We start from the raw sequence: 24,358 nt of genomic DNA, 5'->3' as shown, positions 1-24,358 counted from the left end.
GGCCGTAATGTACCGTGCTCCTTGTGCTCTACAGGCTCGTTGGCGGACATGCTCCGGCGGTCCCATTCGTCGCTCCGCCTCCGGCTGTCGCAAGTCGGCTGCGCGACGAATGGGACCACCGGAGCACCGAGCCTCACGCAGGAGGCCAATCTGCCAAGGGGCAAACCCACGGGTTGCAGCTGTCGGCTGGCAGCCCTGCATCACGGCCACCCGGCACACCGACACATCCAGCGCAGTACAGAGCTTGACGCGGATGACAGCACTTACATGGGAGCGGGGCTACACCCCGCGGAACTGGCCGGTCCCGGACAAATACCGCATAATGACGCGCCCCGACGCGACCGAATCAAGCTACGGATTCAGCACACCAAATTTCAGGAGTACGCATGTCTAACAGCTTTTCTGCGCGCACCAGCCTGAGTGTCGCCGGACGCCACTACGAAATCTTCCGTCTGCCGGCCCTGGAGGCGGAATTCAAGGTCTCTCGCCTGCCTTTCTCACTGCAGGTACTGTTGGAGAATCTGCTGCGCTTCGAGGACGGCAAGACCGTCACCCGCGAGGACATCCGTGCCCTTGCGTCCTGGGATCCGCAGGCAGACCCCAACGTCAGCGGCGGCCGCGAGATCGCCTTCCGTCCGGCGCGCGTGCTCATGCAGGACTTCACCGGTGTGCCGGCGGTGGTCGATCTCGCGGCCATGCGCGATGCCATGCAGGCCCTCGGCGGTGATCCCGACCGGATCAACCCGCTGCAGCCGGCGGAACTGGTCATCGACCACTCGGTGCAGATCGACGCCTTCGGCCAGAAGGATGCACTGGACCTCAACGCCAAGCTGGAGTACCAACGCAACCGGGAACGCTATGCCTTTCTGAAATGGGGCCAGAAGGCCTTCTCGAATTTCAAGGTGGTGCCACCGGGCACCGGCATCGTGCATCAGGTGAATCTCGAATACCTCGCCCGCACGGTGTTCGCACAAGAGAACGACGGCGTACTCCAGGCCTATCCGGACACGCTGGTCGGTACGGATTCGCATACCACCATGGTCAACGGCCTGGGTGTGCTCGGCTGGGGCGTCGGCGGCATCGAGGCGGAGGCGGCCATGCTCGGCCAGCCGGTGTCGATGCTCATCCCGCAGGTGGTCGGTTTCAAGCTCAGCGGCCGGCTGCCGGAAGGCGCGACCGCGACCGACCTGGTGTTGACGGTAGTGCAGATGCTGCGCAAGCACGGGGTGGTCGGCAAGTTCGTCGAGTTCTACGGCGACGGTCTGGATCACCTGTCGCTGGCCGACCGCGCCACGCTGGCCAACATGGCACCCGAGTATGGTGCGACCTGCGGGATCTTCCCCATCGACGCCGAGACGCTCGATTACCTGCGCCTGTCCGGCCGCCCCGACGACCAGGTCGCGCTGGTCGAGGCCTACGCCCGGGAACAGGGCATGTTCCGTACCCCTGGCAAGCCCGACGCCATTTACAGCAGCACGGTTGCACTCGACATGGGCACGGTCGAGCCCAGCCTCGCCGGCCCGAAACGCCCGCAGGACCGCGTGCCGCTCAAGCGGTCCCAGGCGATGTTCAAGGAGGCGCTCGCGGCGTTGCAAGCGGAACGCAATCTCAGCAGCAAGCCGGCGCTGGCGAACATCGGCGGCGGCACGCACACTCTCACCGACGGCGCCGTGGTGATCGCCTCCATCACCTCCTGCACCAACACCTCGAACCCCTCGGTGATGCTCAGTGCCGGCCTGGTCGCCAAGAAGGCCGCCGCGCTGGGCTTGAAGGTGAAACCCTGGGTGAAGACCTCGCTCGCGCCCGGCTCACAGGTGGTGACCGAATACCTCAAACAGGCCGGTCTGCTCGAGGAACTCGAGACGCTCGGCTTCCACGTGGTCGGTTACGGCTGTGCGACCTGCATCGGTAATTCCGGGCCGCTGCTGGAACCGGTCTCCAAGGCCATCGCCGCAGGCCAGCTTGCGGCCTGTTCGGTCCTGTCCGGCAACCGCAACTTCGAGGGCCGGGTGCACGCCGAGGTGCGCATGAACTATCTGGCCTCGCCGCCCTTGGTGGTCGCCTATGCCCTGGCCGGCACCATGGATATCGATCTCTACAACGATCCCCTCGGGGTCGACCGGAAGGGCAACGAGGTCTTCCTGAAGGACATCTGGCCACTGCAGAAGGAGGTCAGCGATATCGTCGCGAGTGCCGTGAATCGCGAGGACTTCACCCGCATCTACGCCAATGTCTTCCAGGGTGAGAACCGCTGGACCGGCCTCGCCTCGCCGGAAGGCCAGCTGTTCACCTGGGATGACGCCTCGACCTACATCAAGAATCCGCCCTACTTCGAGGGCATGAGCAAGACGCCGGGGACAGTCACCGATATCCGTGGCGCACGCGCGCTCGCCCTGCTCGGCGACTCGGTGACCACCGATCACATCTCACCGGCCGGTGCCATCAAACCCGACAGCCCCGCCGGAAAATACCTGCTGGAACACGGTGTGCAACAGGCCGACTTCAATTCGCTGGGCTCGCGCCGCGGCAACCACGAGGTCATGATGCGCGGCACCTTCGCCAACCTCCGCCTGCGCAACCTGCTCGCACCCGGCACCGAGGGCGGCGTCACCCTGCACCTGCCCGACGGCGAGCCGATGTCGATCTACGCTGCGGCCATGAAGTATCGCGACGCGAACGTCCCGTTGATCGTCATCGCCGGCAAGGAATACGGCTCCGGCTCCTCGCGCGACTGGGCCGCGAAGGGCCCGCGCCTGCTCGGCATCCGCGCCGTCATCGCCGAGAGCTACGAACGCATCCACCGTTCCAACCTGATCGGGATGGGTATCCTGCCCCTGCAATTCGTCGCTGGCGAGAATGCGCAGTCGCTGGGACTGACCGGTCGCGAAGTCTTCGACATCGAAGGCCTGGATGACGGCACCGCCAAGCGCGTCACCGTAACGGCCACCGGTGAGGACGGTTCGGTGCAGACCTTCAGCGCCCGCGTACGCATCGACACCCCGCAGGAGATCGAATACTACCGCCACGGCGGCATCCTGCAATACGTACTGCGCCAGCTGGCGGCGTGATAATTTGGTTTTGGTATTGGGAACCGCCAAGACGCGGAGGACGCCAAGAAATACTTTTTGAACCGCCAAGAACGCCAAGGCGCCAAGAAAAATTATTGTAAAAGCGACCTCGTATTTGCCTTTCAATTAATCATTCTTGGCGCCTTGGTGTTCTTGGCGGTTCACCCCGGATTTTCTTGGTGTCCTCCGCGTCTTGGCGGTTCAAACTATGTTTCCTTGGCGTTCTTGGCGCCTTGGCGGTTCGCATCTGATTTTCTTGGCGCCCTTGGCGTCTTGGCGGTTCAAAACTAAAGACCTCAAGAGAAAACCCATGGACCTGACATCCCTTACTGCCGTTTCCCCCGTCGACGGGCGTTACGCCGGCAAGACCGAATTGCTGCGGCCGATCTTCAGCGAGTACGGGCTGATCCGTCACCGTGTGCTGGTGGAGATCCGCTGGCTGCAGGCGCTGGCTGCGCACGAAGGCATCCCGGAAGTACCGGCACTGAGCGCACATGCGACGCATATCCTCAACGGCATCTTCACCAACTTCAGTGAAGAGGACGCCCGCCGGGTCAAGAACATCGAGCGCACCACCAACCACGACGTCAAGGCGGTCGAATATTTCATCAAGGAGAAGATCGCCGGCAACACCGAGCTGGATGCGGTCAGTGAGTTCATCCATTTCGCCTGCACCTCCGAGGACATCAACAACCTTGCCTACGCCCTGATGCTGCGTGAGGCGCGCGGTCAGGTGTTGCTGCCGTTGCTGGACACGGTCATCGACGCCATCGTTGCGCTGGCGCACGCCAACGCCGAACTGCCATTGCTGTCACGCACCCACGGCCAGCCGGCCACACCGACGACGGTCGGCAAGGAGATGGCCAACTTTGCCTATCGCCTGCGCCGCCAGCGTGAGCAGCTTACCCAGGTGCCGATGCTCGGCAAGATCAATGGCGCGGTCGGCAACTACAATGCACACCTGATCGCCTATCCCGAGATCGACTGGCAGGCCTTCGCCGAGCGCTTCGTCACCGACCTCGGCCTCGACTGGAACCCGTATACCATCCAGATCGAACCGCACGACTACATCGCCGAGATGTTCGATGCCATCGCCCGCTACAACACTGTGCTGCTCGATTTCGCGCGCGATATCTGGGGCTACATCTCACTCGGCTACTTCAAGCAGAAGACCGTGGCCGGCGAGGTCGGCTCCTCGACCATGCCACACAAGGTCAATCCCATCGACTTCGAGAACGCCGAGGGCAACCTGGGCATCGCCAACGCGCTGTTCGCCCACCTGGCGGCCAAGCTGCCGGTCTCACGCTGGCAGCGCGATCTGTCGGACTCCACCGTGCTGCGCAACCTCGGCGTCGGCATCGCCCACACCGTCATCGCCCTGGAATCCCTGCTCCGCGGCATCGGCAAGCTGGAGGCCAACCCGACGGGTATTGCCGCCGACCTGGATGCCACCTGGGAGGTGCTGGCCGAGGCGGTGCAGACGGTCATGCGGCGCTACGGTATCGAGCAGCCCTACGAGAAGCTCAAGGAACTGACCCGTGGCAAGGGCATCGATGCGCACTCCCTGCGCACCTTCATCGACGGCCTCGACATCCCCGCCGAGGCCCGGCAGCACCTGCGCAACCTCACCCCGGCCGGCTACATCGGCAATGCGGCCGAGCAGGCGCGCAGGATCTGAATATCCTGCTTTGAACCACGAAGGACACGACGGACACAAAGTTTTTGTGAACAGGATTCCAGATCGCAGGCACACCCCCGACAATAGGGGCGCAGCATCTTGCTGATTTGTTTGGATTTGGATTTTCTTCGTGCCCTTCGTGCCCTTCGTGGTCAAGCGACAACACCACGCAGTTTCAAAAATCCCGCCCTTGCGGCATCATCGGCCTATGACAGCCGATTCCGCCGACACTGAAGACGCCGGTTATCTGGTCGCACCCGCCGACTGGCCGGGCGACGAAAATGCCATCCGTGCCCTCCGCACTACCGTGTTCGTGCGCGAACTCGGCATCCCCGAGGCGCTGGAATGGGACGGCCTCGACCCCGACTGTGCGCATCTGATCGCCTACGACATGGCCGGCCGGCCCATCGGCACGGCACGCCTGCAGACCGACGGACATATCGGCCGCATGGCCGTACTGCCGGGCTGGCGCGGACGGGGCGTCGGCAGTGCGCTGCTGCTGATGTTGATCGAACGCGCGGCCGCCCACCGCCTCGACGAGGTCTTCGTCGACGCCCAGACGGCGGTGGCCGGGTTCTATCACCGCCACGGATTCATCGCCTCGGGCGATACGTTCGAGACGGCCGGCATCCCGCATATCCGTATGACCCGTTTCACGGCCGACCCCTGAGACGCCCGGGAGGAACGCCACCATGCCCCTGCCCCCGTTCAATGAACGCCCGGACGGTGATTGCGTCCTCGGCGCGACTGCCGGTAGCTACGCGCTCACCAGCCGCGACGACAACCGTCAGGTGGCCGCCCTGCTCGCCGCCCAGGCGCGCCGGCAGGTCGACCTGTTCACACCCGATCTGGAACCGGTGTTGTACGACCAGTCACCCTTCCTCGACGCCCTCACCCAGCTGTGCCTGAGCAGCCCTCGCGCCCGGGTGCGCGTGCTGGCCAGGGACTTCGAACGCACAGTCAGGGACGGTCACCGTCTGGTGGAACTCGCCCGACGGCTGAGCAGCTATATCGAGCTGCGCAAGGTACATGCCGATTATCAGGACAACAACGAAGCCTTCCTGCTGGTCGACGACCACGGGCTGCTGCACCGCCCATATGCGGCACGCTTCGAAGGTAGTTGCAGCTGCAAGGCGCCACCGGAGGTACGGCGCCTGCGGGCCTTCTTCGACGAGGTCTGGGGCCGCAGCGAACCGCACGCCGATCTGCGGCGCCTGCACCTGTGACCACCGCCCGCACCCTCGCCGTACTGTGCACGCTGTTGCTGATGCTGCTGAGTGCGACCGGCCGTGCGGCCGATCGCATCGAACTCATTCCGCTGCAGAATCGCAGCGCCGAGGAACTCATGCCGCTGATCCGCCCGCTGCTGGATCGGAACGAGGCCTTGAGCGGCACCGGCTATCAGCTCATCGTGCGCGCCACCCCGCAGCGCCAGGAGGAGCTGCGTGCCCTGATCGCGCAACTCGACCAGGCCGCCCGGCAACTGCGTATCAGCGTGCGCCGCGCCGCCCACGAGGAGATCGAACGCGAGCGGATCCAGGGCACGGTCGACCTCGGCGCCGCCGCCGGCGCGGTCGAGGCCCGTGGCCGTGTCATCCTCCGCAGTACCCGCGACAAGGGTGGCGAGCGCAACCACTACGAAGTCACCGCCCGCGAAGGCACGCCCGCGTATATCCTCACCGGCGAGGCCTTTCCGGTGCCCACCCGCAGCGGCCACGTCCGCGATGGCCGCGTCGTCATCACGGAGGGCATCGACTACCAGGAACTCAGCTCCGGCTTCTACGCCCTGGCCCGTACCCACGACGGCGAGGTCACCGTGGACATCAGCCCGCAGCGCGAGGTCCTCGACCCGCGCGGCAGCGGCCGTATCCAGACCACCGCACTGATCACCACCGTGCGCGGCCGCCTCGGCGACTGGCTGGAACTCGGCGGCACCCATCAGCGGCACACGCAGGAAGGCGGTGGCCTGCTGCGCAGCACGCGCAACCGCGACGCGACACAGCAGACGCTGTGGCTCAGAGTGGAGGTGGTCGAATGAGTGCAGACGTACGCCGCAGCGCGAGGTGCACCGGCTGCGCGACACGCCGGTCGGTCCACTGACGGAGAGCGTCCCGGAGCCGATGTCCCGCAGCGGCTCGAGCGACTTGAATGAAAAAGCGGCCCGGGGGCCGCTTTTTCATATCGAACCGTGCCGGTACCGGTCGTGCGCCGGCGTCACCCGGTCGCGTTCAGACCAGGCGCCTACGCCGGGCGACGCCCACCAGCCCGAGCAGCCCGGAGCCGAGCAGCCAGACGGCGGCGGGTACGGGTACGGGCGTGGTCTCAAAGCGGAGCCAAGTGCCGGAGACGGTCATATCATGACCGTACTCGTAGCCATTGAAAGCGTAGTCTTGCGCGTTGAACTCATGACCGGCCTCGCCGCCGAAATACGCCACGAAATTGAACCCGGTGAACGCGCCGCCATTGAAGGTCAGGTTGGGGCGGCTGTTGACGACGGTGTAATTGGAGTCACTCTGCTCGGTGAAAGATACACCGGCGAAACCAAACGACAGGGTGTTCCCGCTGCCCTGAGTGAAGGAGATGGTGCCGGTCCCGCCACTGAGGACGCTGTCATCGAAGGTGCCGGTGACGGTGATGTCATCGCCGCGACTCACACCGAATACGTTGCCGGGGTCCGCCGTGGGGTTCACCGTACCCATCAGCGTAAAGTTGACGAGGGCCGCCTGGGCGCCGACCGTCCCCACGGTCAGGCAACAGGCAACCAAGGCGGTACAATTCGCTTTTGTGAACATCGACATGGTTTCTTGTCCTCTCCGCAACGCTTCTTTAAGAGCTTATTCTGTATCTTCTTGATCGGGTTCTTGCCTGGATCGCCCGCACCCCCGTGCCCCAGCGACCACTCTCCCGGGTATGCATGAGGTACGGCACAGACACCCCCTCGGCCACTGGCGGGAGTAAGCAGCTTCCGTACCATGATAGGCTATTTACTTGAATTACAGCAAGTTATTTAAACGCACCGGGATCGGGCTGGCCTGAACTGGAAACTAATCCGACAGCGTCCTGCCTGTTTTGGCCGGGCAGCAGATGTGTTTTCATTGTTTAATAGTTACTTATCACACATACGACAGCCGCTTTTTATTCGTTAATTATTCCGACAATACCTGCCGCTGCCGGCACCATCAGGCACTACCAGCAAAGCCACCCAGCAGCGCGAGTTCCCAATTGATGAGCACGAGGTAGGCCAGCACGGCGAGGCGCAGCAATACGTCGCCGCGGATGCGAAAGACGTGCTGCGGCGCCAGGATCACCAGCAGGCCGGCACAGATGCCGGTAACCAGCGTCTTGATGAACGCAAACAGCCGAAGGTCGATACCGATCAGCAAGGCCATGAAGGGATTGACCTCGGTCGCACCCCTTTGCAGCAGCTGCAGGGTAAAGATCGCGTCAAGACAGGACAGGCCCAGCAGGCCGAGAATCCAGTACCGATAGCGCGGCGGGTGGACGTCCAGCACGGCTGCCTCGCCGTCCCGCCGTGACCGGCGCCGCCGTTGCCGTCGCATACCGTGCCACAGCGTATGCAGGGTGAAGTTCCGGCGGTCGGCGGCATCGCGCCGCTCCCGCGGCAGATCGGCGATCGGGTAGGGATACGGCATCACGCACCTCACAGCAGGGATGGTCGACACGGACTCCGTGCCGTACCGGTGATCCATCCCTGGTCGAGAGCGACATCCCATCGCTAGCCTGCCACAGCCGTCGCGCCGCTGACAACCTCCCCGGCAACCGCCTCAGTTGTCTTGTGCGATTCCCTGCCGTGAACTACGGTAAAGAGGCATCCCCGCATCATCGGGTAGCGCTGGAGGTTCACATGCGCCCAGTCCTTCTGCTCGGTTCGGCCGCAGTGCTGATCGCGGTCTCCGGTCCCGGAGCGACCCAGGAGACCGGCGAGATCCTGCGCGGCGAGATACTCGCGAGCACCTGTTTCACCTGTCACGGCACCGACGGCAAGAGCCCCGGGGCGATCCCATCCATTGCCGGCATCCCGGCCGACTCCCTGCGCCGCACCCTGCAGGAATTCCGTGACGGGCGCCGGCCGTCCACGGTGATGGGACGCCATGCCACCGGCTACAGCGACGAGGAGCTCGCGTCCATCGCAGATTATCTGAGTCGTATCCAGTAGCCCCGCATCCACGCAGGAGGGTCCGACATGACGGTCAATCGCAGGCAGTTTCTGGGCTACCTCGGCACAGGCGCGGCACTGGCGGCGCTGCCCGTATGGCGCGGAGCGCACGCTGCGCCGGCCCGCATCGTCGTGGTCGGCGGCGGATTCGGTGGCGCCACCTGCGCAAAGTATCTGCGCCGCTATGATGCGGACATCGGCATCACCCTGGTGGAGGCCAGCCCGCACTACGTCACCTGCCCGGCCAGCAATTGGGTGCTCGGTGGCTTACGCAGCATGACCGATATCACCCACGGCTATGACGGTCTCAAGGCGCACGCCATCGATGTCGTCACCGCGCGCGTCCAGGGCATCGATCCGGGCAAGCGCCGTGTCACGCTCGACAACGGCGACACGCTGGTCTACGACCGGCTGGTGGTCGCGCCGGGTATCGATTTCAAATGGGGAAGCATCGAGGACTACGATGAGAAGGCCGCCGAGATCCTCCCTCATGCCTACAAGGCCGGCCCCCAGACGGAGCTGTTGCGCAGTCAGCTCGAGGCCATGCCCGACGGCGGCGTGGTCATCATCGCCATCCCCGGCAATCCCTTCCGTTGCCCACCGGGACCGTACGAGCGGGCCAGCCTGATCGCGCACTATCTGCAGACACACAAACCCAGGTCGAAGCTGCTGCTGCTCGATACCAAGGACAGCTTCTCCAAGCAGGGGCTGTTCCAGGCGGCGTGGAAGGCGCGCTATCCAGGCATGATCGAGTGGGTGCCGGGCACGCAGGGCGGCAAGGTCGAGCGCGTCGACGTCAAGACCCGCACTGTCTATACGCAAGCCGGCCTGGAATCGCATCAAGGGGCTGTGGTGAACGTCATTTGCCCGCACCATGCCGGTGCCCTGGCTCACACCGCCGGGCTGACCGATGACAGCGGCTGGTGCCCGGTGGATCAGGCCAGCTTCGAGTCCACGCTCCATCCCAACATCCATGTGATCGGCGATGCCTGCATCGCCGGTGCCATGCCCAAGTCGGGGCACTCCGCCAACAACCATGCGAAGATGTGCGCGGCCGCGGTCATCGCGAGTCTGCGGGAGCAGACCATACCGATCCCGTCCCACGTCAACACCTGCTACAGCCTGGTCGCGCCTGACTACGGCATCTCGGTCGCGGCGGTCTATCACCTCAAGAACGGCAAGATCGAGGCCGTCGAGGGTTCGGGCGGTGTCAGTCCCGCTGATGCCGACGCGAACTTCCGCAAGCGCGAGGCGGTCTATGCCGAAGGCTGGTACGCGAGCATCGTGGCGGACAGTTTCGGGTGAGGAGTGAGAAGTGAGGGGAAACCCGTTCCTGGCCGCGGAATCCGCGTACGGATGGGGAATTACCGAACGTTTTTCAGTAGATGGTCACTGCGCCATACTCTCGAGTCCCACCACCACCGTGCGCGCGCGTACATGTGAGAACACACCTGCGGGCACCTCCATCGGTACCGTCTTCACTTGCTTCAGGGTATGTGCGTCGTAGATCACCAGCTGGCCACTGTCACGTCCGGCGGTCCGATCACCGCCCTGTCTGGCACTGACATAGAAATATTCACCCCGTGCCGTGTATTCCGGGAAGTGCGAATGACCGAGTGTGCCTGCGACCGTCAGCGTCCTGACGACCGTGAGTGTCTGCTTGTCGATGAGCTGGATCTTATTCGCAGCCGGACCCGTGCCGACGATGTCGACCACGATATACGGGGCATCGGGGTGCGCGGCGGGTGACTCGGTGGGACCCAGGACGGGGATGCGCTTGACCACCTCGAAGGTATCCATGTCGAACACGGTCACCTCGTACGGCTCGCAGGGACGTGTACCGATATTGGTGCCGATGCCCAGAAGCCGGCCATGCGAGCGCACCACGGCACCCGAGCCGAGGTGCGGCTGACAGCCGGCCGGGATCTTCTTGACGATACGTCGTTCGGCCAGGTCGATGACGGCGTTGATATCGTCATCGTACGAGGAAACCACGACGTAACGGCCATCCGGCGACAGAAATGCATCATGCAGATGCCGGCCCACGTCGGCGATCCTGGTGATGGGCATGTCCGGTTTATCCAGATCCACGATCCATACGTGGCCGGCCTGTTCGAGCGCGATCACGAAGACATCTGCGTACGGCGTGCCGGTGATCATGCCCGAGTCGGCCTCGACCATATTGCCATCCGGATCGATGCCACGCAGCTCCATCAGCTTGACCGGCTCCAGGGTCGCAGCATCCAGGATCACCGCTGTATCCGGGACGTAGGAACCCGCGGCCAGGTAGCGCCCATCACGCGATACCGCGAGGGACGTGCCATTCAGTCCAGCCCGCACTTTCCGCACGACCTGCAGCGAGTAGAGATCGATCTTGAAGATGTAGCCGATATCGTCCCGAAGATAGGCCCAGCGCTCCTCCTTGGGGTGGAAGTCCATCAAATGCGGTGCAAAACCGGTGGGCACTTCACCCACCTTCCGGTTGGTTCTACCATCGAAGAACACGACCTTGGCGGCATCTCCGGCGGCGAAGTGTCCGCGTACCATGATGACCATCAGATCATCGAGGTCCTCTATCGGATAGGTCGGCTTGTCGGGTAAGCTTGATTCATCGGCGACCAGCACCTCGAGTGAATCCCGTATGTCGTTCAACCCCCAGGACAGGGAGCGTCGCGGGCGTTTCGTTATGAGCGTGGCCAGCAGGTCCATGTCCTTGACCGATAATTTGCCGAACCACGTAGGATGCTGCGGCATCAAGGTCGTAACGCCCCCCACCTGTATCTTGGCACTGACCTGCTCCCGGGTGAGCTTGGTGTCATCACGATTCAATGCCGGCCCGATGTATCCACTGCGGTCCGCCCCATGGCACACTGCGCAATGCTCATCGTACAGCCGCTCGGCCTTGCCGAAATCCTGGGCCCAGGAAACAGGCACGATCCCCACCGATGCAGCCAGCCAGAGGACGGTCACAAGGGCGTGTCGTGTGTGGTTCATCGGTACACTCTCCTGCGAGGACGATACATCGACAATCCTAGCTGCGCGGTGGCCTATCCGCCAGAGAAGACCAACAGCCCAGGGTGGATTGAACAGCCGCCCGCCTGAACGCATCGCGTCGACTACCGTGTAGGTCATTGCGCCGACGCATATAGGGACCCCCTGCGCCGTCTGCTTTTCGAGGTTTTGCATTGCCCTCTTTCCGTGTGTTTCCGTGGCCAACAAAGGGTTTGCCTTTCTCTCCTCACGCCTCACGCCTCACGCCTCACGCCTCACGCCTCACTCCTCACGCCTCACGCCTCACTCACCGGTTCGATATACTCCACCACCAACTGCAAGCTGGTCATGCCGCGGAACTCGTTGGCATCGACACGATAGGCCAGGGTGACCCGGCGTCCGGTCAGATCGCCGATCGATGCCTGGTTGAAGGCGATGGCATCGATGCCGGCGCGACCGGCCTGACGCAGCGTCAGCTTCAGATGACAGTCGCCCACCAGCCGTTGTGACAGCACCTCGAAGACCCCGTCGAAGACGGGCTCCGGGAAGTGTTGCCCCCAGGGCCCGGCAGTGCGCAGCGCCTCGGCCAGTTCCAGCGTGAGTTCGTCGGCCTGCAGCTCGCCGTCACTGTGGATCACGCCCTGCAAATCGTCCGCGCCCAGATGCCGGCTCACCTCGGTATCGAACGCCGCATGGAAGCGCGTAAAGTCCTGCTCGGCGAGCGACAGCCCGGCCGCCATCGCATGCCCACCGAACTTGCGGATCAGGCCCGGATGGCGCGTGCTGACCGCCTCCAGGCAATCGCGTATGTGGAAGCCCGGCACCGAACGCGCCGAGCCCTTGATCTCACCGTCGCCGGCCGCGGCAAAGGCGATCACAGGGCGATGGAGACTCTCCTTGAGACGCGCGGCAAGAATCCCGATCACACCCTGATGCCAAGCACGATCAAAAACGCACAGCCCGGTCGGCAGACTGCCCGCCTCCAGATGCAGCGCTTCCAGTGCTGCCAACGCCTGTGCCTTCATGTCGGCCTCGATCTCGCGCCGGGCACGGTTCAGTTCGTCCAGCTGCCGTGCCATGGTCAGCGCGGTCTGCGCGTCGTCCGCGAGCAGGCACTCGATGCCGAGCGCCATGTCCTCCAGCCGCCCGGCGGCGTTCAAGCGTGGCCCCACGGTGAAACCCAGGTCGCTCGCCACCACCCGTGCGGGATTGCGCTTGCCGACCTGCAACAGCGCGCTGATACCCGGCACGCAACGCCCGGCCCGGACGCGCCGCAGACCCTGCTCGACCAGGATGCGGTTGTTGTGGTCCAGCGGCACCACGTCGGCGACGGTGCCCAGGGCCACGAGATCGAGAAGCCGGGCCAGATTCGGTTCCGGCAGGTCGCGCGCCGTGAACCAGTCGGTCGTACGCAGACGCGCGCGCAGCGCGACCATGAGATAGAAGGCCACGCCCACGCCCGCGAGGTGCTTGCTCGGGAAGTCATCACCGGGCAGATTCGGGTTGACGATGGCATCGGCCTCGGGCAGCTGCGCGCCGGGCAGGTGGTGGTCGGTCACGAGCACGCGCATGCCGTGCGCGCGCGCCGCCGCAACACCGGCGAGACAGGCGATGCCGCTGTCGACGGTGATGAGCAGATCGGGGTGCCGCTGCGCAGCGACGGCGACGATCTCCGGGGTCAGGCCATAGCCGAAATCAAAGCGGTTGGGCACGAGGTAGTCGACCTGCGGTGCGCCCAGAGCGCGCAGTGCGCGTACCATCAGTGCCGTACTGGTCGCGCCGTCGGCGTCAAAATCGCCGACGATGACGATGCGCTGCCCCTGGGTCAGTGCCTGTTCCAGCAGATCCAATGCCCGCTCCAGCCCACCCAGACGCTGGGGCGGCAGCAGGCGCTCGATGCCCGTGTCCAGCTGCAGGGGATCGGCGATACCGCGCGCCGCGTATATCCTTCGCAGCACGGCGGGGATTTCGATGGGCAGGTGCGCAGCGTCGGCCTTCGGTTCGCGGCGAATGATGCGTTTATGCATGGTTCCACTACTGTCCCATAAATCCAAAAACTATATTTGCCACGGAAGCACACGGAAGGCACGGAAATGAAACCGCGTCATGCAGCCCTGCCCCAACACTGGGCAGGTACCGCGGGCCGTTGTATGAGCCTGTGATCCGGCCCATGTTTTTCCGTGTGCTTCCGTGGCTGAAATCAGTGTTTTTAATGATATGGTTCCTGTTCGCTCTCAAGGCCGGGGCGGTGGTGGCAGGAATCCCTGCGGCGTGGGGTGGCGACGCCCACGCTGGCGTGCCGGCTCGTGTATGACGCCGGTGCACGGCTGCAGGTCGCGCCGCTCTTGGCACCGGATGTCAGGGCCTTCGCCAGAAGCGCCACCAGGCCCCACGCGTAATGCGGTAGCCCTGACCGTCATCGGGATACAGCGTCAATTCCCGCAAGCGCCGGTCGCGCAGTGCCTGCAGCAGCGGCGTGAACCAGTCCTGCTCGAACCGCCCGGTCTCCGCCAGCCAGGATTCCACATCACCATAGGCGACGGCCGACCGCAGACCATCCAGGCACACCAGGTGGTTGCCACCGACAAGCTCGTGCAGCCAGGCGCGCACATCCGTCGGCGGGTCGGCACACGGGATACCGTTCAGCCTGGCCAGGCCTTGCAAGACGGTATCCTCACACCACACGCCCTGCCAGTCGCTCGCCTCTGCCGCAAGCGGCGGACCGCCGCCCCATAGCCAGAGGCTGTTGATCAGTGGCCGGCCGCGCGCCTCGCGCTCACGGTTGACCGGGTGCTCGTGAAACAGCATCTGCACTTCATTGAGGAATCGATGCCAGTCACGCGCGTCGGGTCCGCTGGGGAGGGACGCGTCGATATCGTGGCCGCTGGCGCGTGCCAGCGGCGTGGTACGCATGTCCGGTTGCCGCGGCAGATGCAGATAGCCACGCACCGGTGTGGCGAATTCCAGACGCATGCCGTCCGCGGCATAGTGCATGTTGAAAGCAGCGGCCAGGGCCTGCACCTCGGCGTCCACGATCTGCAGGTGCGCACCATCGAACAGCACGAGGTGCGACCGATCGGCCCGCAGATGCACCGGATCGGCGCGTAACAGCGCGTCCGGCACGGTCGCGCCGACGTCCATCTGGTAGCTCAGCCAGGCGTCGGGGCGGTCCTGTCCCTCCGGCAGCGCATAGCCGCAGAGCCGGTAGCGCAACGCATCGGCATCGGCCGGCTCCGGCCACCGGTCGGCGCGGGTCAGCAGTTGCGCGAGTGCCGTCCGACGTGCGCCTGACGGGTTTGGCAGGCCCGCCAAGCCCGGACCACCCGGCGCGCGCCCGTCAGCAGGGCCGGTGCCGGGCCCGAACAGGCCCGGTACCAGCAGTGTCAGGCGCACGGGGTCGCCCGTCACACCATCTTGTCGAGGATCGCCCTGCGCACGGCATCCAGCGTCGCGTCGACGGTGTGGACGTTGCCGGTGCTCTGCTGAATGGCGGTGTCGGGATCCTTCAGACCGTGGCCGGTGAGCGTACAGACGATGGAGCTGCCCGCGGGGATCTTGCCGTGCTTCACATCGCGCAGGGCGCCGGCCAGCGAAGTCGCCGAGGCCGGTTCGCAGAACACGCCCTCCTGCTCGGCCAGCAGCTTCTGCGCGGCGAGGATCTCGGCGTCGGTGCATTCGTCGAACCAGCCGCCGGATTCCTCCTTGACCTTCCAGGCCTGCTCCCAGGACTGCGGATGGCCGATGCGGATGGCGGTGGCGACGGTCTCGGGATGGTCGACCATCGCACCGCGCAGGAACGGTGCCGCCCCCGTGGCCTGATAGCCGACCATCTTTGGCCGGTTGCCGGCGATGGCACCGCCGGCGTAGGCACAGTGACCGTTGCAATAGGTGCAGGCGGCGGTGACGTGATCCCCGGAGGCCGAGGAATACTCGCAATAGCCGATCCAGTGGGCAGTGATATTGCCGGCGTTGCCGACCGGCAGACAATGGTAGTCGGGGGCGCGGCCGAGTTCCTCGATGATCTCGAAGGCCGCGGTCTTCTGGCCCTGAAGGCGAAACGGATTAATGGAATTCACGATCGTCACCGGCGCCTGCTCGGCGACCTCCTTCACCAGTTGCATGCCGGCATCGAAGTTGCCACGGATCTGCAGTACCACGGAGCCGTGCATCATCGCCTGCGCGAGCTTGCCCATGGCGATCTTACCCTCCGGGATCAGCACGAACGCGGTAATGCCGGCACGCGCCGCATAGGCGGCCGCTGCCGCCGAGGTATTACCCGTCGAGGCGCAGATGATGGCACGGCTGCCCGCCTCCACTGCCTTGGTCACGGCCATGGTCATACCACGGTCTTTGAAGGAACCGGTCGGATTCAGGCCTTCGTACTTGACGTAGATGTCTACATCCTTGCCGATGCTGCGCGGAATGTTGTTCAACCGGATCAGCGGCGTATTGCCCTCGCCGAGACTGATGATGCGCGTATCGTCATGGATCGGCAGACGGTCGCGATAACGTTCGATGAGGCCGGTATAACGGGGACGAAAGGGCATGAGTGGTTACCTTGAGTCAGTAGTTTTGAACCGCCAAGACGCCAAGGGCGCCAAGAAAACCTTTTACGAACCGCCAAGACGCCAAGGGCGCCAAGAACACTTGATGAAAAAAATGAACCAGCCGTTACATTGATTTCTCTTGGCGTTCTTGGCGCCTTGGCGGTTCAATTGCCTTTGTGTTTCTTGGCGCCCTTGGCGTCTTGGCGGTTCAAAAAACTTCGCATCACTTCCCGCTCAGATATTCCAGGCGGATGCGCGTCACGCTGCCCTCGATGGAATCCAGCGCCTCGATACTCGCGATGGCCTGGTTCATCTGGCCTTCGCGCACGACGTGGGTCAGCAGGATGATGGGCACGCGCGTCTCCTCCGCTGCGGCTTCTTTCTGGACGATGGCCTCGATGCTGATGCCGCGGTCGCCGAGGATGCGGGTGATGTCGGCGAGCACACCGGGCCGATCCTGGGCGAGCAGCCGCAGATAATAGGCAGTATCGATCTCCTCCATGGGCAGCACCGGGATGTCCGACAGTGCGTCGGGCTGGAAGGCGAGGTGCGGCACGCGGTTGCCGGGATCGGCGGTGAGCATGCGGGTCACGTCGACCAGATCGGCGACCACCGCCGAGGCAGTCGGCTCGGCGCCGGCACCGGCGCCGTAGTACAGCGTCGACCCGACGGCATCACCCTTCACCAACACGGCATTCATGACACCGTCGACATTGGCGATCAGGCGGCGCTCCGGAATCAGAGTCGGATGCACCCGCAGCTCGATGCCCTTTTCGGTATACCGTGCGAAGCCCAGATGTTTGATACGGTAACCGAGTTCCTCGGCGTATTCCACGTCGGCGCGGGTGATGCGACTGATGCCTTCGGTGTAGGTCTTGTCGAACTGCAACGGGATACCGAAGGCGATGGATGCCAGAATGGTGAGCTTGTGCGCCGCGTCGATGCCTTCGACATCGAAGGTCGGATCGGCCTCGGCATAGCCCAGTGCCTGTGCCTCTTTGAGCACATCGGTAAAGTCGCGACCCTTGTCACGCATCTCCGTGAGAATAAAATTGCCGGTGCCGTTGATGATCCCGGCCAGCCACTCGATGCGATTCGCCGCCAGGCCTTCGCGGATGGCCTTGATAATGGGGATACCACCGCAGACGGCCGCCTCGAAGGCCACCACCACGCCCTTGTCCTGCGCCGCCTTGAAGATTTCGTTGCCGTGCAGCGCGATCAACGCCTTGTTGGCGGTGACCACATGCTTGCCGTTGGCAATGGCCTTGAGCACCAGTTCGAGTGCCGGCGTGTAGCCGCCGATGAGTTCGACGACGATGTCGATATCCGGATCGTCGACGACGGCGAAGGCATCCGCCGTGACCTTGATGTCGCCGATGCCGGGCAGGCGCGCCGGATCGTAGTCACGTGCGGCCGCATGGGTAATCTGGATACCGCGGCCCGCGCGACGGGCGATCTCACTGGCGTTGCGGCGCAGCACATTGAAGGTACCGCCGCCGACTGTTCCCAGGCCGAGCAGGCCAACGTTTACCGGTTTCACGTCCTATCCCCCTGAGGATGCAGTTTTTTCTGGTCTTTACGAAACATATCGCGGATCCCGCGTACCGCCTGACGGGTACGGTGTTCGTTTTCGATCAGGCCGAAACGCACATGATCGTCACCATAGCCGCCGAAGCCGACGCCCGGCGCGACCGCCACCTTGGCGTCTGCCAACAGCCGCTTGCAGAACTCCAACGAACCGAGGTGCCGGTACGGTTCCGGGATCGGTGCCCACACGAACATGGTGCCGCGCGGTTTCTCGACCTGCCAGCCGATGGCCTGCAGGCCATCGCACAGCACATCGCGGCGCTTGCGATACAGTTCAGCGATTTCGCGCACGCAGTTCTGCGGGCCTTCAAGTGCCGTGATGGCTGCGATCTGGATGGGTGTGAACATGCCGTAGTCGAGGTAGGACTTCATACGTGCCAGCGCGGCAACCAGGGTCGGATTGCCGCACATGAAGCCGACGCGCCAGCCGGGCATGTTGTAGCTCTTGGACAGCGTGAAGAACTCCACCGCCACATCCTTGGCGCCGGGTACCTGCAGGATGGACGGCGCAACATAGCCGTCGAACACCAGATCGGCATAGGCCAGGTCATGGACCACCCAGATACCGTGCTCACGGGCGATCGCCACCACCCGCTCGAAGAACTCCAGTTCCACGCACTGGGTGGTGGGGTTAGCGGGAAAGTTGAGCACCAGCATCTTGGGCTTGGGCCAGGAGTCCTTGATCGCCTTCTCCAGTTCGGCAAAGAAGTCGATGTCCGGCACCAGCGGCACGTGGCGGATGTCGGCGCCGGCAATCACAAAGCCGTACGGATGGATCGGATAGGCGGGGTTCGGCACCAGCACGGCATCGCCCGGGCCCAGCGTCGCCAGCGCCAGATGGGCCAGACCCTCCTTCGAACCGATGGTGACGATCGCCTCGGTCTCGGGGTCGAGCGTCACGCCGTAGCGATTCTGATACCAGCCGGCGATGGCCTTGCGCAGGCGCGGTATGCCCTTCGAGACGGAATAGCGGTGGGTATCGCCGCGCTGTGCCGCCTCGACCAGCTTGGCGACGATATGGCCCGGCGTCGGCTGGTCGGGGTTACCCATGCCGAAGTCGATGATGTCCTCACCGCGGGCCCGGGCCTTGGCCTTGAGTTCGTTGACGATGTTGAAGACATACGGCGGCAGGCGTTTGATGCGCTGGAATTCGTCGAACAAGGCGGCAATACCCTGGATGAATGGCCGATGACACGTCCCCAGCCCAACTACGGCCGGGGACCTGATGAGCCTGCGAAGAGTACTGAAATCACTCTCAGGATACAAGCAGGTAGCGGCAAAACTCATTGAAATGTATGGGAGAACAAGGCTGTGTCCGTGGACGGGCGCGGTCATGGTCCGGGGCCGCACGGGGGCGGGTGATCCTCCCCGGCCAAGGTGTTACGCTGGGCACGCAAACCCACTCGACCCAAGTCCTTTGAACCCCATGCGTTTCACCGAAGACGACACGACCGGGCGGTACCGTATTCAGGCCTATGCCGCCGGACAGGTCACGGTGAATCACGAGACCCTGACCTGCAGTATGATCGTGGCCCCCGACCGCCTGATCCGCGACTGGCCGCCGCGGGCATTCGAGGACCTCACCGCCGCGTATCTGGCCCTGGCGCTGGCCCTCGAACCGGAGATCCTGCTCATCGGCACTGGTGCGCGGCTGCGATTTCCACATCCGCGCCTGACCGGCGAGATACAACGGCGTGGTATCGGCGTCGAGGTGATGGATACCCCGGCCGCCTGCCGCACCTATAATGTCCTGCTCGACGAACAGCGGCGGGTGGCAGCCGCCTTGCTGATGATCTGATACTCGTCAGCACCCGACCTCAACTCAGACCCAGACCCGCGAGACCCACCGTCATGAAGCCATTGACCCGCTTTACCATGATCCTCATGCTGGCGACGCTGACCGCCTGCCAACCCGAACCGACCGCAGAGCCCTTCCGTATGACCGATACACTTCAGCAGGACCTGGCGACCGTGAGCGGCGCCCGCATCTATTTCGGCCACCAGTCGGTGGGCGGCAATGTCATACAGGGGTTGCAGGAAATCCAGAACGGCGTCGACGGGTCCAGGATCACGCTGGTGGAAATGGGTGAGACCATTCCCGAACTGCCGGATGCCTTCCTCTTGCATTCCAAGATCGGCGAGAACTCCAAGCCAGCCAGCAAGTGCGATGACTTCAAACAGCACGTCGATGCCTTGGCCGGCAAGATTGAATATGCCATGCTGAAATTCTGCTACATCGACATCGGCGAGGATTCCGACGTGGATACCATCTTCGGCTATTACCGCCGCACCCTGGATGACCTCAAGACCCGATACCCGGACATCACCTTCGTACACGTCACGTCGCCGCTGCGCCATACCGCGAGCGGTCCTGGTGTATGGATCCGCGAGCTCATGGGTAAGCCGAACCGTGCCAAGCTCGCCAACATCAAGCGCAACGAATTCAATGAACGGCTACGCAGCACCTACGCCGGTGATGCGATGTTCGATATCGCTGCCAGTGAATCAATCTATCCGGATGGCCGGCGTGAGAGCTTCGTCAAGGACGGCATAACGTATTACAGCCTGGTCGGCGCCTACACCGACGACGGCGGTCATCTGAACGAGGCCGGGCGGTACCATGTCGCAGCAGACATGCTGCACGCGCTCGCCGGTATCATCCGCGCACATAATGCGAACGCCGACGGCTCCTGAACCCTCGACCGACGCCGTCCGATAATGAACCCGAAAACCGTATTCACCACGGCAACACTATAGAAGAACGCGGACAGGATCGTATGCTTCACGCAACAACCCCTCACGCCTGTCAGGTGCTGGACGGCGCTTTGCGACGCTGTTTCATTGCAGCGTCTTGCGTGTGCTTCCGTGGCTGAAATGAGTTCTTAGGATGAGTGGTTCGATGCTGCCCGATGGCTCCCAGACCGTTGCCCGCACGCTGCTGATCCTCGCCGCCCTGGTGGTCGTCATCGCCGGCATGCGCGCCTCGCAGGCGATGCTGGTGCCCTTCCTGCTGTCGCTGTTCATTGCCGTTATCAGTGTGCCACCGATGTACTGGCTGCAACGCCGCGGTCTGCCCACGGCGGCCGCGATTACCATCGTACTCGTCGGCATCGTCGGTATAACGCTGCTGTTCCTGGTACTGGCCGGGACCTCGCTGGACGATTTCTATCGTGCCCTGCCAGGCTACCAGGTGCGCCTGCAGGGCGAGCTGGGCGGCCTGATCGGCTGGCTGAATGCCCACGGCATCGACCTGCCGCGGGAGACGCTGCTCAGTATCATCGATCCGGGGGCGGCGCTACAGCTCGCGACCGGTGTGCTGGCGGGTGTGGGTAACGTCATGACCAACGCCCTGCTGATCATGCTCACCGTAATCTTCATGCTGTTCGAGGCCTCGAGCTTTCCGCACAAGATCAGCCGGGCAGTGGATGATCCGGCGAAGACCTTCACGCATTTTGCGGCGTTCACTGAGAATCTCAAACGGTATGCCGTCATCAAGACACTGGTCAGCCTGGCTACCGGCGCCCTGATCGCCATCTGGCTGGCGATCCTCGGCGTGGATTACCCGTTGCTGTGGGGTGCACTCGCCTTTCTGCTGAACTACATCCCCAACATCGGCTCCATCATCGCCGCGGTGCCGGCGGTGCTGCTGGCCCTGCTGCAATTCGGCTGGGACTCGGCGGCGCTGGTCGCGGTCGGGTATGTGGCGGTGAATCTGGTGATGGGCAACGTCGTTGAACCGCGCTATATGGGTCGCGGTCTGGGGCTGTCGACGCTGGTGGTGTTTCTGTCCCTGGTATTCTGGGGCTGGGTGCTGGGGCCGGTTGGCATGATCCTGTCGGTGCCGCTCACCATGACCGCCAAACTGGCGCTGGATGCCAACGAGGAAACGCGCTGGATCGCGATCCTGCTCGGGCCGGATGTCGAGCCGGCGGAGACGGAGAGCGTCTAGCCGCGAAATGTGCGGCGCGAGGCTGCCGGCCGGCGGCTGGACACCGTGGTTTACCCCCGCGCAGATTCACCTCTTGCGTGGGACTCAAGACTTCGGCGGTCCCGTTCGTCGCGCAGCTGACTTGCGACAGCCGGAGGCGGAGCGACGAACGGGGCCGCCGAAGCATGCCTGGCCAGTGAGCCTGCAGGAGCCAGTGGGCAGCATCCCGTGAGCATCGCATCTACTGTATCCGGGATGGCGGAGCTCACTTGCAGCGCCGGGCTGGCAGCGAGCCCAAGGCTGCGCCGATGCACCCTGCATGAGCGTCGACTATTCGCGTATCTCGCGACCGCCTTCCCGGCTAGCGGAACAGCGCATCCGACGAGAAGCCCTCATGTTCGATGATCTCGCGCAGGCGTTTCAGTGCATCCATCTGGATCTGGCGCACGCGTTCGCGGGTGACGCCGATCTCGTTGCCGACTTCCTCCAAGGTGCAGATCTCGTGACCGTGCAGACCGAAGCGGCGTTCGACCACATCACGCTGCTTTTCGTTGAGCTGTTCCAGCCATTGTTCCAGGTTGGCATAGACGTCGTCGTCGGCCAGCAGCTCGTATGGATCTGAATTGTTGTCATCGGGGATCGCGTCCAGCAGGGACCGGTCGTTGTCATAGCCGATCGGTGAATCCACGGATGCGATCCGCTCGTTGAGGCCCAACATACGTTCGACTTCCGGCAGCGGCTTGTCGAGCAGTGTCGCAATCTCGTCGGCCGACGGTTCGTGATCAAGGATTTGCGCGAGTTTCCGTGCAGCACGCAGATAGAGGTTGATTTCCTTGACCACGTGGATCGGGAGACGGACGGTGCGCGTCTGGTTCATGATGCCGCGCTCGATGGTCTGCCGGATCCACCAGGTCGCGTAGGTGGAAAAGCGAAAGCCACGCTCCGGATCGAACTTCTCCACGGCGCGGATCAGGCCGAGGTTGCCTTCCTCGATGAGATCGAGCAGTGCCAGACCACGGTTCATGTAGCGGCGCGCGATCTTCACGACGAGACGCAGATTGGATTCGATCATGCGCTGCCGCGCACTTTCCTCACCCTGCTGGGTGAGGCGGGCGTAATAGACCTCTTCTTCGGCCGACAACAGCGGGGAAAACCCGATTTCGTTCAGATACAGGCGCGTGGCGTCCAGGTGGGAACCGGGTATGTCGCCTGGCTCGAAGACAATATTTTCTTCGGCATCCGGCTCGTCGGCCACGGCCTCCGCACCGAGTTCGACGTCTCCACCCTCGGATTTCAGGTCATCCGGCACACGTTGCAGGGTATTGAAGGCCGGACCACGACCTTCGGCATCGCCTGCCGCGCTTCCCTTGCGCAGGTTGTGATTCTTCGTCATGCATACCTCCTCGCCTGGCCGCGGCCCTACCTGGCCGCAGCTCATCCATTTTCAGGTCGAGTCCCCCCCGCGTCAGCCGCGGCGTGGCAGGTAGCGGAGCGGGTCCACCGACTTCCCATTCTGTCGGATCTCGAAATGCAACTGTGTACGGTTGGTGCCGCTGTGACCCATTTCAGCGATCACCTGCCCGGCACGTACCACGTCGCCTTCCTTCACCAGCAGAGTGCGATTGTGTCCATAGGCACTTAGATAGGTATCGTTATGCTTCACGATGATAAGCTGCCCGTAACCGGCAAGTCCACTGCCCGCGTAGACCACCTGGCCGGCCGCCGCCGCGCGGACCCGATCACCGGTCGTACCGCCGATGCTTATGCCCCGCTTGCCGGAGACGTTGGCGTCGAACGACCGCAGGATCTGCCCCTGCGCGGGCCACTGCCAGCGCGGCGGACCCATCGCCGCGGCCGGCTGCGGCGCGGGTACGGGCTTCGCCGGCGGCCGCGCACTCGGGGTGGCGCTCTGCGCCGGCGCCGGAGTGGCGCGTGTCGTGGCCGTAGGCGCACGGGCTGGCGCCGATGGCTTTGCGGTTCTGGTGACGGGGGGAGGATTCAGCCGCAGCCGCTGGCCGGGATAAATGGTGTAAGGCGAACGGATACCATTCCAGGCAGCGACTGCACGGTAATCCAGGCCGCGCTGCCAGGCGATGGAAAACAGTGTTTCACCGCGGCGGACCACGTACACGCCGGTCGCTGGACTCGACACGGTATGACTGCGTTCACCGATCGGGGCGCGCACGCTGGAGGTGCTGCACCCGGCCAGCGCCAGCCCCACCAGAACGACAGCACCGAGCCGCCGGCGGCGCTCACACATCAGTCCGACGACATGCAGCGTGAGCACCATGGATCACATACGGCATCGTGATCGCGGGATTCACCATCGCACCCTCAGCGCCTGTCGCACGCTGCCGGCCACTACCGTCGGCACATGCTCGA

Annotated in this window: 19 protein-coding genes and 1 pseudogene; 10 read left to right on the top strand and 10 right to left on the bottom strand. The window is 63.9% G+C overall.

Annotated features, from left to right (window positions below):
* Positions 1–386 precede the first annotated feature (386 nt).
* The 5 genes from acnA to K8I04_04720 all read left to right on the top strand — a co-directional run bounded on the left by acnA (position 387) and on the right by K8I04_04720 (position 6,784).
* Positions 387–3,068 carry an aconitate hydratase AcnA gene (gene acnA / locus K8I04_04740; GenBank protein MBZ0071015.1) on the top strand — a complete coding sequence of 894 codons (2,682 nt, stop codon included), beginning with the start codon at positions 387–389 and terminating at the stop codon, positions 3,066–3,068.
* Between the two features lie 310 nt (positions 3,069–3,378).
* Entirely contained in the window at positions 3,379–4,746 is a 1,368-nt protein-coding gene (purB, locus tag K8I04_04735) for an adenylosuccinate lyase (protein ID MBZ0071014.1), read from the top strand.
* Between the two features lie 208 nt (positions 4,747–4,954).
* A complete protein-coding gene (locus K8I04_04730; protein MBZ0071013.1) occupies positions 4,955–5,416 on the top strand; it encodes a GNAT family N-acetyltransferase in 462 nt (153 codons plus the stop codon).
* A 22-nt stretch (positions 5,417–5,438) separates the two neighbouring features.
* The gene (locus tag K8I04_04725) at positions 5,439–5,972 is read left to right on the top strand and encodes a hypothetical protein (protein ID MBZ0071012.1); all 534 of its coding nucleotides are present in this window, start codon (positions 5,439–5,441) and stop codon (positions 5,970–5,972) included.
* Entirely contained in the window at positions 5,969–6,784 is an 816-nt protein-coding gene (locus tag K8I04_04720; protein MBZ0071011.1) for a hypothetical protein, read from the top strand. Before K8I04_04725 ends, K8I04_04720 begins: the two co-directional genes overlap by 4 nt.
* Positions 6,785–6,974: 190 nt before the next feature.
* Here K8I04_04720 and K8I04_04715 read toward each other — a convergent pair.
* Both K8I04_04715 and K8I04_04710 read right to left on the bottom strand, forming a co-directional pair.
* A pseudogene (locus K8I04_04715) lies at positions 6,975–7,064 on the bottom strand (VPLPA-CTERM sorting domain-containing protein).
* Positions 7,065–7,925: 861 nt separating this feature from the next.
* Positions 7,926–8,399 (bottom strand): DUF5658 family protein, encoded by a 474-nt coding sequence (locus tag K8I04_04710; GenBank protein MBZ0071010.1) that lies wholly within the window; start codon positions 8,397–8,399, stop codon positions 7,926–7,928.
* Positions 8,400–8,611: 212 nt separating this feature from the next.
* On the opposite strand from K8I04_04710, the gene K8I04_04705 reads away from it, so the two are divergent.
* Entirely contained in the window at positions 8,612–8,923 is a 312-nt protein-coding gene (locus K8I04_04705; GenBank protein ID MBZ0071009.1) for a c-type cytochrome, read from the top strand.
* Between the two features lie 27 nt (positions 8,924–8,950).
* The gene (locus K8I04_04700; protein MBZ0071008.1) at positions 8,951–10,228 is read left to right on the top strand and encodes an NAD(P)/FAD-dependent oxidoreductase; all 1,278 of its coding nucleotides are present in this window, start codon (positions 8,951–8,953) and stop codon (positions 10,226–10,228) included.
* A gap of 84 nt (positions 10,229–10,312) precedes the next feature.
* Here K8I04_04700 and K8I04_04695 read toward each other — a convergent pair whose 3' ends face one another.
* The 6 genes from K8I04_04695 to alaC all read right to left on the bottom strand — a co-directional run bounded on the left by K8I04_04695 (position 10,313) and on the right by alaC (position 19,209).
* Positions 10,313–11,917, bottom strand: coding sequence for a cytochrome C (locus K8I04_04695; protein MBZ0071007.1), 1,605 nt, complete (start codon positions 11,915–11,917; stop codon positions 10,313–10,315).
* 293 nt (positions 11,918–12,210) lie between these two features.
* Positions 12,211–13,941: a single-stranded-DNA-specific exonuclease RecJ gene (recJ, locus tag K8I04_04690; GenBank protein MBZ0071006.1), complete on the bottom strand. Its 1,731-nt coding sequence runs from the start codon at positions 13,939–13,941 to the stop codon at positions 12,211–12,213.
* A gap of 331 nt (positions 13,942–14,272) precedes the next feature.
* The gene (locus K8I04_04685; protein ID MBZ0071005.1) at positions 14,273–15,322 is read right to left on the bottom strand and encodes a hypothetical protein; all 1,050 of its coding nucleotides are present in this window, start codon (positions 15,320–15,322) and stop codon (positions 14,273–14,275) included.
* Positions 15,319–16,461 (bottom strand): threonine synthase, encoded by a 1,143-nt coding sequence (gene thrC / locus K8I04_04680; GenBank protein MBZ0071004.1) that lies wholly within the window; start codon positions 16,459–16,461, stop codon positions 15,319–15,321. The genes K8I04_04685 and thrC overlap by 4 nt, the downstream gene beginning before the upstream one ends.
* 223 nt (positions 16,462–16,684) lie before the next feature.
* A complete protein-coding gene (locus K8I04_04675; protein ID MBZ0071003.1) occupies positions 16,685–18,001 on the bottom strand; it encodes a homoserine dehydrogenase in 1,317 nt (438 codons plus the stop codon).
* Positions 17,998–19,209, bottom strand: a complete 1,212-nt coding sequence (alaC, locus tag K8I04_04670) for an alanine transaminase (GenBank protein MBZ0071002.1) — start codon at positions 19,207–19,209, stop codon at positions 17,998–18,000. The genes K8I04_04675 and alaC overlap by 4 nt, the downstream gene beginning before the upstream one ends.
* A 64-nt stretch (positions 19,210–19,273) precedes the next feature.
* On the opposite strand from alaC, the gene K8I04_04665 reads away from it, so the two are divergent.
* From K8I04_04665 to K8I04_04655, 3 genes are all read left to right on the top strand, one after another.
* On the top strand, positions 19,274–19,846 hold the full coding sequence (locus K8I04_04665) for an Mth938-like domain-containing protein (GenBank protein MBZ0071001.1): 573 nt from the start codon (positions 19,274–19,276) through the stop codon (positions 19,844–19,846).
* Between the two features lie 53 nt (positions 19,847–19,899).
* Complete coding sequence (locus K8I04_04660; GenBank protein MBZ0071000.1) at positions 19,900–20,742, top strand: hypothetical protein; 843 nt, start codon at positions 19,900–19,902, stop codon at positions 20,740–20,742.
* 205 nt (positions 20,743–20,947) lie between these two features.
* The gene (locus K8I04_04655; GenBank protein ID MBZ0070999.1) at positions 20,948–21,997 is read left to right on the top strand and encodes an AI-2E family transporter; all 1,050 of its coding nucleotides are present in this window, start codon (positions 20,948–20,950) and stop codon (positions 21,995–21,997) included.
* Positions 21,998–22,337: 340 nt separating this feature from the next.
* Here K8I04_04655 and rpoS read toward each other — a convergent pair whose 3' ends face one another.
* Both rpoS and K8I04_04645 read right to left on the bottom strand, forming a co-directional pair.
* Positions 22,338–23,369, bottom strand: coding sequence for an RNA polymerase sigma factor RpoS (rpoS, locus tag K8I04_04650; GenBank protein ID MBZ0070998.1), 1,032 nt, complete (start codon positions 23,367–23,369; stop codon positions 22,338–22,340).
* Positions 23,370–23,441: 72 nt separating this feature from the next.
* On the bottom strand, positions 23,442–24,236 hold the full coding sequence (locus K8I04_04645; protein ID MBZ0070997.1) for a peptidoglycan DD-metalloendopeptidase family protein: 795 nt from the start codon (positions 24,234–24,236) through the stop codon (positions 23,442–23,444).
* Between the last annotated feature and the right edge of the window lie 122 nt (positions 24,237–24,358).

The organism is Gammaproteobacteria bacterium, from assembly GCA_019911805.1.
Lineage (GTDB): Bacteria > Pseudomonadota > Gammaproteobacteria > Thiohalobacterales > Thiohalobacteraceae > JAHJQQ01.
Note: the sequence above shows the minus strand (reverse complement) of the source record. Positions and strands in the feature narration are given on the sequence as shown.